The following is a 12768-nucleotide window of genomic DNA, read 5'->3' on the forward strand; positions in this document are numbered from 1 at the left end:
AGGTTTTTTTATGTCTATTTTTTAGTAATAAAGAATTCTGTTCTTCGATTAGTTGCCTTGCCTTCTTGCGTATCATTTGCAACCAAAGGTTTTGACTCTCCAAAGCCTTTAAAAGATAGGCGGTTGGCGTCAACACCTATTGATATGAGATAATCATGAACTTCTTGAGCTCTTTTTGTAGAAAGCTCTAGGTTAGAAGTGTTATCTCCGACATCATCAGTATGGCCATGAATTGCGACACTAACGCTTGGATTCAAGTCCATGAACTCCGTAAAACTGCTAAGTACATTTTTGGCTTGTTGATTCAATTCGAAAGCATCTGTATTAAAATAGATGTTATTTATGCGAAAGGATTTACCTTCCTCAATAGCCTGCATTTCAAAATCTAAGTCTGCTGGCTTATGAAAATAACTATCGTCAGAAGATATATACTGAGAATTAAAAGCGTAGTCTTTACTCTTAACTGTAACCATTACATCTTCATCTTCTTGGATATTGACAACACCTACGTACTGACCACTCTCTTGGTTAACTTCAATACGACTAACTTTCTTTGAATTCATTGACTTAACCTCAACAACAGCATCAAATAATATTTCTCCTTGTTCAGCTTTAACATCTCCTTTTATAAAAAGTACTTTTTCGGGTCTTGCGGCTCTGTGTAATGGAAATTCATACAAATCCCAACCACCGACTCCAGATAGCTTATTTGACGAGAAATAAGCTGTTTTACCATCGGTACTTACAAAAAATGCTAAATCGTCATTTTCACTATTTATGGGATAGCCAATATTTACTGGATTTGCCCAATTACCTGTAGAATCTTTTTTACAGTAGAATATATCCAACCCTCCCAATCCTAAATGCGTGTCAGAAGAAAAATACAAGGTTTCACTATCTGGGTGTAAAAATGGTGATTTCTCATTACCTTCTGTATTAACATTAAGGGATTTTAAGTTGCCCCAATTACCATTTTCATCTCTATTAACACTATACAAGTCCGAACCACCTAGCCCTCCTTCTCTAATACTGCTAAAAATAAGCGTATTTCCATCGGAAGAAATAGTAGGTTGGGATTCCCAACTATCGCCTTTATTAATCGGGTATTTTAATCGCTTTAACTCCGACCAATCTTCGTACTTTTTCTTTGTATAATAAATGTCACAATTTTTGTAGCCATTTTCATTGGTACAAATAGTAAAAAATAACTCTCTATTATCTATTGACAAACTAGGCCCTCCCTCATTTGGTCGCATATTGAAGGGGTATGGCATCTTTTTTCCTTTATCGAATTTACCATCTTTCTTTGCTGAGACTGTAAACTCCTCTACTGTTTCAGGTCGTAGCATACCTATTTTTTGTTTGGTACTTCTTCGAGTGTAATAAGCAAACTCATTGTCCGGCGATAGTGCTGAGAGGTATTCATCATTTGCTGTACTGACACCTTTGACAGCTTTTGGAGCAAAAGGAACAGGGTTCGAATACATATCGTCGTAAAACTCGGCGGTTTTAATTTTCTGTCTAGCCATAGCCTTATTTTCTTCAGGCAAAGAAAGAAACTCTAAATAGCTATTTAAATATTTTTTGGCTTGTTTGAATGATTTATCTTCCATAGCCGCACTAGCCAAAAACCAATACACTAAAGGTGAATGCATAGGACATACCTCAATAGTTTTTTCATAGTAGAGCTTGGCATTATCCATATCCTTTTTAAGCTCATATATCCTCCCCATTAAAAAATAGGCATTAGGGTAATTGGATTGAATCTCAAGAGCTTTTTTAATATTATGAATGGATTCTGAATAACGAAGACCATCAGCTAGTCGTTTGGCCTTGTTAAAATGCTTTTTTGCAGTCGCATCAACATCAAGATTACAATTATCTTGAGCTAAAAGTGTAAAATTGAAACACAGAAATATATAAAGTAGTACTCTCATTAGCTCATTAATTCTTTATCTGTTACATCTTTTAATTGATCCTCAGTAGCTGCAACTACTGTTGCTACAGTAGCATCGCCAGTAACATTTACTACCGTTCTTAGCATATCTAATAACCTGTCTACAGCAAAAATAAGTGCTATTCCTTCAGGATCAATACCAATAGAGCTTAACACTATAACTAGCATGACCATTCCTGCACCAGGAACTGCTGCTGCACCAATAGAGGCTAAAGTAGAGGTTAAAACAATAGTCAGTTGTTGGCTTAAATCTAAATCATACCCAAAGGCTTGAGCAATAAATACAGCCGCTACGGCCTGATACAAAGAAGTTCCGTCCATATTTATAGTAGCCCCTAATGGCAAAACAAAAGATGAAACTTCTTCGGAAACACCGAGATGGTCTTCACATCTTTCCATAGTAACAGGTAATGTTGCTGCACTTGAGCTGGTAGAAAATGCTAACATCTGTGCAGGAGCAATACCCTTGAAAAAATCAAAATAATTAAGCTTAGTAAAGGTTTTTAAAATAAGAGGATAAACGACCATTATCATAAGAAGCAGTCCAATAACAACGCTTAAAGAATAAATACCTAGAGCTTGGAAAAGCTCGGCAGATCCTCCAAAATCAACGACTAAGCCCCCTAGTAATGCAAATACACCATAGGGAGCGGTTAGCATTATTAAATCCACTATTTGTAAAATAATATCATTAACACCGTCAAAGAAAGCTTTGACAACAGAAGTCTTTTCTGAAGGAAGCATAACCATAGCAATACCAAAAAGAATAGCAAAGAAAATGACTTGTAACATATTCTTATTGTTGCCTGTTGCTTGAATAAAATTGCTGGGCACCATATCAACAATGAATTGCAGAGGACCATCTTCTTTAACATTTTTAGCAGATGCTATTTTGCTAGCAGCATTTGAAGCATATTGTTCTTTCAACTCCATTCTTTTTTCTTCAGAAAAGGATGTTCCAGGTTGAATAATATTGACCAATAATAAACCAAAAGTCACCGCCACTACAGTTGTAAAAAGATACATACCAATAGTTTTGCCTCCAATTCTAGAAAGTTTAGAAATATCACTCAAGCTACTAACCCCTTTTATAAGCGAAGCAAATACTAATGGAACAGCTATTAGTTTTAATAAATTGATGAAGATTTTACCCCATGGTTTTATCCAGTCGTTGGTGAAATCTACCCAACCCATTTTACTAGCTACAAGTCCGTAGAACACTCCCAGAACCATTCCTATAATTATCTTCCAATGCAAAGCGAGCTTTCTCATCTTTAAAGTTTTGAATTTTTATTGAGTAAATACATGTCGGCAAGAACCAATGCTGTCATAGCCTCAACAACAGGAACTGCTCTTGGCAATACACAGGCGTCATGACGACCTTTTCCCTCTAACATAACTTCTTGTCCACTTGCATCAATACTTTTTTGCTCTTTCATCAAAGTAGAAACTGGTTTAAAGGCCACTCTAAAATAGATGTCCATACCATTACTTATACCTCCTTGTATTCCTCCAGAAAGGTTACTTTGAGTTGTTCCATCAGGATTAAAAATATCATTGTGCTGACTACCTCTCATTTCAGTAGAACAAAAACCACTACCAAACTCTATTCCTTTGACAGCGTTTATGGATAAAAGTGCTTTTCCTAAACTAGCGTGTAGCTTATCAAAAATTGGTTCGCCCAATCCTTGTGGGACATTTTGAACTACTCCAGTAATGATACCTCCAATGGTATCACCATCGTTTTTAACTTCCTCTATCAAGGCCATCATTTTATGTGCCGTAGCTGAATCAGGGCAACGCACACTATTACTTTCAATGTGTGAGAAATCCAATTCTTGATAAGGTTTATCAATAGAAATTGCTCCTACTGATGAAACAAAAGCATTAATTTTTACATCTGACAGTAATTGCTTAGCAATTGCACCAGCAACCACCCAATTGGCAGTTTCTCTAGCCGAAGAACGACCGCCACCTCTATAATCTCTAAAACCGTATTTCTTGGTATAACTAAAGTCGGAATGGGACGGTCTAAAAGTGTCTTTCAAATGACTGTAGTCTTGAGATTTAGAGTCTTTATTTGGAATAGTAAATCCTATAGGTGCTCCTGTAGTTTTGCCTTCAAAAATTCCAGAGTGAAACTGAACAATATCACTTTCTTTTCTCTGAGTAGTAATGGAAGATTGACCAGGTTTTCTTCTATCCAATTCAGATTGGATACGTTCTAAATCTAATGATAATCCAGCAGGACAACCGTCAATTATTCCACCTATGGCAGCACCATGAGATTCTCCAAATGTAGTTAAACGAAATAGCTTTCCTATAGAATTCATACCCCACAAATATAAGCAAATATCAAGGAGCAATTTATGGGCTATTTTTTCTATTTTCGCTAAGATTTAATCATTCTAATGAAAACAGTAATAAAAAACATTTCTGAGCTCGTTCAAGTTGAATACCAAATCAGAAAGTGGGTCAGCGGCTCTGAAATGAGTGAAATTGACACCATAAAAGACGGGTTCATAGAGATTCAAGACGGAATTATTACTGCTTTTGGCAGTATGGACCAATGGACAGGTATTGACGACTGGAACAATACCGAAATAATTGATGCTAACGGAGGAATGGTATTCCCTTCCTATTGTGATAGCCATACGCATTTAGTTTTTGCTGGAAATAGAGAAAACGAATGGGAGCAGCGAATAAAAGGTGCTAGTTATGAAGATATTGCTAAAAATGGTGGCGGTATCTTGAACTCCGCCAAAAAGCTACAAGAAACTTCTGAAGACGAACTACTAGAAAAAGCGTTACAACGTGCTAATGAAGTTATGAGAATGGGTACTGGTGCTATCGAAATTAAAAGTGGTTATGGACTAACAACAGAAGCTGAACTCAAAATGCTTAGAGTGATAAAGAGATTAAAAAAGTTATCTCCTTTAACTATCAAAGCCACTTTCTTAGGGGCACACGCTATCCCCCAAGAATACAAAACCAATAAATCGGCCTACTTAGACCTCATCATTGATGAAATGCTACCTCAAATTGCACAAGAACAACTAGCAGAATACATAGATATTTTTTGTGAGGAAGGTTACTTTTCTGTAGAAGATACAGAAAGACTTCTTGAGGCTGCCCAGTCCTTTGGTTTAATACCAAAAACTCACGTCAATCAATTCACAATTCAAGGTGGCGTTAAAGCAAGTGTCAAATACAAGGCCTTATCTGTTGACCACTTAGAAATAATGAGCGATGAAGATATAGAAGTTTTAAAAGGTAGCGAGTGTATGCCAACTTTATTACCATCGTGTTCATTCTTTCTAGGCATACCCTACGGACCTGCCAAAAAATTAATGGAAAATGATTTGCCTGTGGCTCTAGCTACTGACTATAACCCCGGCTCTAGCCCAAGTGGAAATATGAATTTTGTAGCTTCACTAGGCTGTATTAGAATGGGCATGACACCAGAAGAAGTCATTAACGCTACAACAATAAATACAGCTTACGCAATGGGGCTAAGTCAAGAACTAGGAAGTATTGCTGTTGGCAAGAAAGCCAATTTATTCATTACAAAACCTATATCATCTTATGCTTTTATCCCCTATTCTTTTGGACATAAGTATATTGATAAAATAATCATTAACGGAAAAATACAATCTTAAAAAAATAATGAAAAGACAACTCATAGAATGCGTCCCAAACATCTCGGAAGGTAGAGATGCCAAAAAAATACAAGAAATCGCTAATGTAGTAGAAACTGTTGATGGTGTAAAACTACTAAATGTAGACCCTGGAAAAGCCACCAACAGAACCGTAATAACCTTTGTAGGAGAACCTCAACAGGTCATTGACGCTGCATTTTTATTGATACAAAAAGCACAAAACCTCATTGACATGAGTAAACATAGTGGAGAACACCCTAGAATGGGTGCTACTGATGTTTGCCCTTTAGTCCCAATAGCTGATATTTCTATGCAAGAAACTGCACAGTGGGCTCATAAACTCGCTGAAAGAGTTGGCAATGAACTGAACATACCAATTTACTGTTATGAAAGTGCCGCTAAAGAAGAAAAAAGAAAAAATTTAGCCAATTGTCGTTCAGGAGAATACGAAGGCTTAAAGCAAAAATTAGTTGACCCTAACTGGAAACCTGACTATGGACCTGCCGAGTTTAACAAATCTGTTTCTAAATCTGGAGCAACTGCCATTTCAGCAAGGGACTTCTTAGTCGCTTATAACATCAACCTCAACACCACCTCTACTAGACGTGCAAATGCTGTAGCTTTTGACATTAGAGAAGCTGGAAGATTAAAAAGAGAAGGCGATTCTGTTACAGGAAAAATATTAAAAGATGAAAATGGCGAACCTTTGCGAGAGCCTGGATTGTTTAAGCACGTTAAAGGCATCGGTTGGTTCATTGAAGAATACGGCGTAGCACAGATTTCCTACAACCTAACCAACATTAATGTATCTCCACTTCATGAAGTTTTTGATAAAACATGTGAACGTGCTCAAGCTCGTGGACTTCGTGTTACTGGTTCAGAATTGGTTGGGCTAGTTCCTAAAAAAGTACTTATTGACGCTGGAGTTCATTTTTTAAAAAAACAAGAACGTTCTATCGGGATTTCAGAGCAAGAAATCATGAAAATTGCTGTCAAAACCCTTGGACTTGATGAGTTATCGCCCTTTATTCTACAAGAAAGGGTTATAGAATATATGCTCGATGATAACAATACTAAGCGTTTGATTGATATGAACCTTATTGAATTTGCTAACGAAACTTCTAGTGAAAGCCCTGCACCGGGTGGAGGCTCTATTTCTGCTTATTGTGGAGCTATGGGTGCTGCTCTAGGAACTATGGTTGCCAACCTTTCCGCTCATAAAAGAGGTTGGGACGATAAATGGGAAGAATTTTCGAATTGGGCAGAAAAAGGAATTGCTTTTCAAAACGAACTATTGAGATTAGTAGATGAAGACACCAACGCCTTCAACAAAATAATGGAAGCTTTTCGTTTACCAAAAGATAGTGAAGAAGAAAAGGCTCTTAGAAATGATGCTATTCAACAGGCTACTAAATTTGCTATAACTACTCCTTATAAAGTTATGCAAACAGCCTACGATTCTATGCAAGTGATGAAAGCTATGGCTGAATTTGGAAACCCCAACTCAGTGACAGACGCAGCCGTTGGCGCTTTGTGTGCCAGAACTGCCGTTAGAGGTGCATTTCTAAATGTAAAAATTAACTGTGGAGATTGTCAAGACAAAGACTTTGTAAACGATATTCTTACTAAAGGACAAAGTCTAGTGGATAAAGCGACTGACTTAGAAAAAGAAATAATGACTATTACTGAAAGTAAAATTTAATTCTTGAGATTAACAATCAAGGCTTTATCTTTTTTAAGGGAGTAGCTATTCACATTCAAATGCTGACATTCTTTATTTAGTTTTTGCACCTCATAGTAGGACAAAGCAGCATCTAAAACAATCCGTTTAGGTTGGTACGTTTGTAAGAGTTTCTCAACAGGAAAATAATCAGAAATTAAGCAGTAATCCACATCTATAGGGGTTTGGTTAGTCTTTATTTTGAAATCATCGTTAATCCATAACAGTCGTAAATGACCCAATTGAATGTGATTTTCCTTTTTCCAAACTAGAGCATTTTCTAGATTCGTATCTAAGGGCATCTTCTCTAAGGTAGTCAAACCAAGATAGGACCAATGGTTATGCAAATTGAATTTTTGACTGGCCGTATTCTTTAGCAAATCCTTATCCATAAAAATAAAGGCTTCTTTTTGGTGTACTATTCCAAAGGCAGTTTGTTTATCAATAGCATAAAAAACCAATTCACTGGCGTTCAACCTTTTTTCATCTTCATACCAATCGCTAATTTGCAAAGCAATGACTATAACAAACGAAAGTGTAAAAACCGAAAAACTTCTAAAGTAAATACTCCATAACACTATGCCAATCAAGAGGTAAACCAAAGCCATTTCAAAAGTACTCAGCCATAAAAAGTCAGTAAAAGAATAAGGAAGACTCTCTATCTTTCTAACTATTAACACCAACAATTCAATTAGGTAATTTAAAGCATATAAAATGGGCTCACTAAGTATTTCAAATCGAGCAAAAAGTAAATAAGACAAGCCACAATAAATAATTAAAGGAACTAAAGGAAGAACCAGTAAATTTCCTAACAAAAAGTAATTGGGAAATTGATGAAAATAATAGACAACCAATGGAAATGTTGCTATTTGAGCCGCTATAGAAACTCCTATCAATTGCCATATTTTATCCCAAAGAAAAAACTTAAAAGAAAGGACAGAATATATTTTTGGATAAATACTAACTATACCTAATACTGCTAGATATGATAACTGAAAACCAAGCTCATAAATATAGTTAGGGTTTATAAATAATAAAATAAAAGCAGAAGCCGCTAAAGTGTTATAAATGTTTGAATTTCTATTTATTGTAGCACCAAAAGCCACAAAAGAAAATAATGTTGCAGCACGCATTACTGATGGACTGAGGTTGGTTATAAAAGCATAGAGCCACAAAGACAATAGCACAAGAAACAGTTTAAGCCATCTTAGAAAAATAGTTTTGTCCATAAAAGACAAAAGAGCAGCTAACAATATATATATGATACCGACATGCAATCCTGAAACAGCTAATATATGTATTACACCAGAACGACTAAAAGAATCCTTTAAAGATGAATTCATATCGTTTTTATAACCTAGTAATAAGGCCGAAGAGATGGCTTTTCCATCTTCCGATAAATCGCTATTATTCAACTTTGAGAGTAATTGCTTTCGAATTGAAATAACCCACCTCAGAATGACATGACCTGCTGCATCATCGACCAATACTATATCTTCTTTTGTAAGATAAAGTTGATGCGATATATTTCTATGACTTAAAAATTCAGCATAATTAAACTGATAAGGATTTGAAGGTGATTTTATATGTTGAGGCTTTTTAATTGTAATGAATTGACTACCATAGCTTAAGCTATCAAGTTCTTTATGCAAGTACAGAAGTATCTTTCCACAACTGGGCTGTTCGTTTACCGATAAAACTTCAGCAACTGTTTTATAGGAGTTAGGTTTTTCTGAGGGGTCTTCCAACAATTCAATAAATAGGTAACTGTCATCGTCAAGATGATTAGCAAAAAAGTTATCTTGATTTTTATCTAAAGAGATGGTTTTCAACCATACACCAACTCCAAAAACAAATAGATAAGCCAAAGCACCAAATACCCATCTTAATCTGTAGCTCATTCTTTTACTTTGAATGATAAGCAGTAATACCAGTAGTGAAAGATTGACAATTAGTAATTGATTAAAATAAAGATAATCGGCAAGTAATATTCCTAGAATTAATGGAAAAATTAAACGAAACAGAGGTAGAGAATTCCAGGATTGCATGGCTTAAATTTGTCAGCCTAAAGTAATAAAACTAATGCAAAGAGTTAATAGCTTCGGCAGCTCTTTTAGAAGCACCTACATCGCCAAGAAGACGTATCATACTATCATAATCAGACAAAATTTGAGTTTTGTTCTTCTTATTCAAAATACGATTCAACTCATTGACTAAGTTATCAGCATTGAAATCATCTTGTATCAATTCCTTTACCACTTCTTTATCACAAATAAGATTGACCAATGCAATGTATTTTACCTTGACAACTAACTTAGCAAGGAAGTAAGAAATTGAGGAAGTCTTATAACATACAACTTGAGGAACTTTAAGAATTGCAGCCTCTAAAGTAGCTGTTCCAGATGTAACGATAGCGGCTTTACATTCTTTCAACAGGGCGTGAGTCTGATTAGACAAAACTGGCATATACGAATCCTGTGTTATAGAACGGTAATAATCTTGAGAAATGGATGGTGCTCCAGCAATAATAAATTGATAATTTTCAAAAGACTTGGCAACCTCCATCATAATGGGAAGTGAAGTAGCTATTTCTTGTTTTCTACTACCCGGCAAAATAGCTATGATGGGCTTTTCTGATTCTATATTTCTGCTATCCAAATCCTTGAAAGCATCAAGTAAAGGGTGACCAACATAATTGACATCTATACCATGTCTAGCAAAAAATGAACGTTCAAAGGGTAAAATAGGTAATAGTAAATCTACATCTCTTTTTAACTTATTAACTCTATTTTCTTTCCACGCCCAGACCTGAGGTGTAATGTAATAGACTACCTTAATGTTGTGCTTCTTTGCAAATGTCGCCATTCGCATATTAAAGCCTGGATAATCCACCAAAACCAAAACGTCAGGCTTAAATTCAAGGAGTTCTTTTTTAGCCTGTTTAAAATTCTTTCTAATAGCAGATAAGTTCATCAACACCTCCCAAAATCCCATAAATGCCATCTCTTGGTAATGCTTTGTTAATTCAAGTCCTTCTTTTTGCATTCGTTCGCCACCAAACCCTTGAAATGTAGCATCTGTATCTAATCGAGATAGTTCTTTAATAAGATTTGCCGCATGTAAATCGCCAGAAGCCTCTCCTACTATGAAGTAGTAACGTTTCAAAATAAGAACTTATTAATCATCACAAATAAGGCTAAAAGGATAGTAACCATTAGAATCCCTTTAGCCGGTTTTTCTCTGTCGGCTCTCATAAAAATAAGAAAAGGTATGAGGTTTAGGAATGCACACAAACTCAATACATGAGTATGTACGTCCATAGCTTTTAACTGATAATATAAGGCTAACATATCGCCCTCCATAACTATATTAGAATAAACTAAAAAAGCAAGAGTAGGAAGTATTAAACCTAATACAGCACCTTTTATAAATAAAGAATCATTTATCATAAATCCCATGATTTTAGTTCAGAAATACAATCATAAGCAGTTATATCGTATTGTACCGGCACTATAGAAACATAGCCGTTGGCTAACGCCCACTCGTCTGTGTCATTGCCTTTATCAAAATTTTGAAAACTTCCAGTTAACCAATAGTAAGTTCTACCTGTAGGATCTTTTCTTTTATCAAAATCTTCAACCCAATTGGCGTCAGCTTGTCTGCATATTTTATAGCCCTTGATATCAGAATACGGTAATTTAGGAATATTGACATTTAAACATCTCCCCTTGGGTAATCCTTCTTTCAAGACCTTTTCAACTACAGTCTTAACAACTCTTTTAGACGCACTAAAGTCGGCATCATGAGAATAATCTAACAATGAAAAACCAATTGAAGGTATACCCTCCAAAGCTCCTTCTACTGCAGCAGACATCGTACCAGAATAAATGACGTTTATTGAAGAATTGGAGCCATGATTTATTCCTGAAACACACAAATCTGGTTTTCGTTCTAAAATGGCACTTACAGCTAATTTGACACAATCAACAGGAGTACCCGAGCACTCGTATTCAATTTGTGGACCATCATCGAAATGAATCTGATCACATCTTAAAGTAGAATTTAATGTAATAGCATGCCCCATACCTGATTGAGGGCCGTCAGGAGCAACAACGACAACATCTCCAATTTCACGCACCACATCTATCAATGCTCTTATACCGGGAGCTGAAATACCATCATCATTTGATACTAAAATTAAAGGTCTATCCATTGTTGAAAGTTTATACCACAAATTTACCAAAAGAAAGTGAAGAACTTATACTTTTGCAACTCTATGTCAAAAGTAAAGATAGGTAACCGAAAATACAGTTCAAAATTACTCAGAAAGGTGATGAATTTTTTTCCACCTCTATTAGTTAACCGTATTAAAATAGTCGAAAATGATTCGGACTTTATGAACCTAAAAGTTAAGGTCAACTATTCTTGGCTGAATAAAAATCTACAAAAAGCCATTTTCGGTGGCACTATATTTAGCGCCATTGATCCTTATTATGCCGTTATGTACTGGCAAATATTTAGCACAAAAGGCATACCAATGGAAGTTTGGATAAAAAAAGTGGAAATTAGATATCGTAAAGCTGCTACATCAAATCTTGAAATTGCATTTTGTCTTACAGAAAATGATGTTAAAAATGCTATTACTGGCTTGAAGACCGAAGACAAATACGAGGTATGGCACGATGTAAACGCTATTGATGAAAATCAAGAAGTATGCACTGAGGCTAGAGTATTAGTACATATTAGAAATACAAAAAAACACAACTTAAATATTTTTTAAAAAAAAGTAAATGAAGTCATAAAACTTAAAAAGTTTATTTATCTTTGTTGTTCCCATTAGGGAGAGGGAAGTAAGTTTTTTCATGGCTTTAAGGGGCTACCCGAGTAGAAATACTCGGGTAGCTTTTTTTTATGCCTATAGGTTTCAAAAAATGATTACCTTGCTCAAAAAACAAGTACACTATGAAAACAATAACTTTATTATTTGGACTATTATTTAGTATCACAACTTTTGCTCAATCAGATGCTATTCTAGGTGAATGGTATACATCTGACAAAGAAGCCGTTGTAACTATATTTTTAGATGGAAAAACTTTTGCGGGAAAAACTACATGGATGAAAGAACCCAATGATAGTAACGGAAAGCCAAAGTTAGATAAAGAAAATCCTGAAGAAAAATTAAGAAGTAGAAAACGATTGGGTTTGAAAATAATGCAAGGTTTTGTGTTTACAGGAGATAATGTTTGGGAAGATGGAGTAATATATAAACCTTCTAATGGTAAAACATACGGAGGAACTGCCACACTAGTAGACGAAAATACTCTTGAACTTGAAGGTTATCTAATCAGTTTACCTTTTATAGGTAAGACCTCTACTTGGACAAGAAAAACAGACTAATTTCAGTCCGTTTCTTACTCTCTAATAACTTATCT

General features: G+C 35.4%; 11 protein-coding genes. 4 read left to right on the top strand and 7 right to left on the bottom strand.

The window, feature by feature from the left end:
* Window positions 1–14: 14 nt before the first annotated feature.
* Genes ISP71_06630 through aroC form a run of 3 tightly spaced genes read right to left on the bottom strand, consistent with a single transcriptional unit; the run spans window position 15 to window position 4290 of the window.
* Window positions 15–1937 carry a PD40 domain-containing protein gene (locus ISP71_06630; GenBank protein MBL6663761.1) on the bottom strand — a complete coding sequence of 641 codons (1923 nt, stop codon included), beginning with the start codon at window positions 1935–1937 and terminating at the stop codon, window positions 15–17.
* Window positions 1937–3229 carry a dicarboxylate/amino acid:cation symporter gene (locus tag ISP71_06635; protein MBL6663762.1) on the bottom strand — a complete coding sequence of 431 codons (1293 nt, stop codon included), beginning with the start codon at window positions 3227–3229 and terminating at the stop codon, window positions 1937–1939. Before ISP71_06635 ends, ISP71_06630 begins: the two co-directional genes overlap by 1 nt.
* 2 nt (window positions 3230–3231) lie before the next feature.
* The gene (aroC, locus tag ISP71_06640) at window positions 3232–4290 is read right to left on the bottom strand and encodes a chorismate synthase (GenBank protein ID MBL6663763.1); all 1059 of its coding nucleotides are present in this window, start codon (window positions 4288–4290) and stop codon (window positions 3232–3234) included.
* A 78-nt stretch (window positions 4291–4368) separates the two neighbouring features.
* On the opposite strand from aroC, the gene ISP71_06645 reads away from it, so the two are divergent.
* Together ISP71_06645 and ftcD are read left to right on the top strand one after the other, a co-directional pair.
* Window positions 4369–5616 carry an imidazolonepropionase gene (locus ISP71_06645; protein MBL6663764.1) on the top strand — a complete coding sequence of 416 codons (1248 nt, stop codon included), beginning with the start codon at window positions 4369–4371 and terminating at the stop codon, window positions 5614–5616.
* Between the two features lie 7 nt (window positions 5617–5623).
* Window positions 5624–7318 carry a glutamate formimidoyltransferase gene (gene ftcD, locus ISP71_06650; protein ID MBL6663765.1) on the top strand — a complete coding sequence of 565 codons (1695 nt, stop codon included), beginning with the start codon at window positions 5624–5626 and terminating at the stop codon, window positions 7316–7318.
* On the opposite strand, the gene ISP71_06655 is transcribed toward ftcD, so the two are convergent.
* The 4 genes from ISP71_06655 to surE are packed head-to-tail and all read right to left on the bottom strand — an operon-like array spanning window position 7315 to window position 11549.
* Complete coding sequence (locus ISP71_06655) at window positions 7315–9384, bottom strand: ComEC family competence protein (protein MBL6663766.1); 2070 nt, start codon at window positions 9382–9384, stop codon at window positions 7315–7317. The genes ftcD and ISP71_06655 overlap by 4 nt on opposite strands.
* Before the next feature lie 31 nt (window positions 9385–9415).
* Window positions 9416–10501, bottom strand: coding sequence for a lipid-A-disaccharide synthase (lpxB, locus tag ISP71_06660; GenBank protein ID MBL6663767.1), 1086 nt, complete (start codon window positions 10499–10501; stop codon window positions 9416–9418).
* Entirely contained in the window at window positions 10498–10794 is a 297-nt protein-coding gene (locus ISP71_06665; protein ID MBL6663768.1) for a hypothetical protein, read from the bottom strand. The genes lpxB and ISP71_06665 overlap by 4 nt, the downstream gene beginning before the upstream one ends.
* Entirely contained in the window at window positions 10782–11549 is a 768-nt protein-coding gene (gene surE / locus ISP71_06670; protein ID MBL6663769.1) for a 5'/3'-nucleotidase SurE, read from the bottom strand. The genes ISP71_06665 and surE overlap by 13 nt, the downstream gene beginning before the upstream one ends.
* A gap of 63 nt (window positions 11550–11612) precedes the next feature.
* On the opposite strand from surE, the gene ISP71_06675 reads away from it, so the two are divergent.
* Both ISP71_06675 and ISP71_06680 read left to right on the top strand, forming a co-directional pair.
* Window positions 11613–12116 carry a YiiD C-terminal domain-containing protein gene (locus ISP71_06675; GenBank protein ID MBL6663770.1) on the top strand — a complete coding sequence of 168 codons (504 nt, stop codon included), beginning with the start codon at window positions 11613–11615 and terminating at the stop codon, window positions 12114–12116.
* 182 nt (window positions 12117–12298) lie between these two features.
* On the top strand, window positions 12299–12733 hold the full coding sequence (locus ISP71_06680; protein MBL6663771.1) for a DUF2147 domain-containing protein: 435 nt from the start codon (window positions 12299–12301) through the stop codon (window positions 12731–12733).
* The last annotated feature ends 35 nt before the right edge of the window (window positions 12734–12768 follow it).

This window comes from Flavobacteriales bacterium (assembly GCA_016779995.1).
In the GTDB taxonomy this organism is placed as follows: Bacteria; Bacteroidota; Bacteroidia; order Flavobacteriales; family UBA7312; genus UBA8444.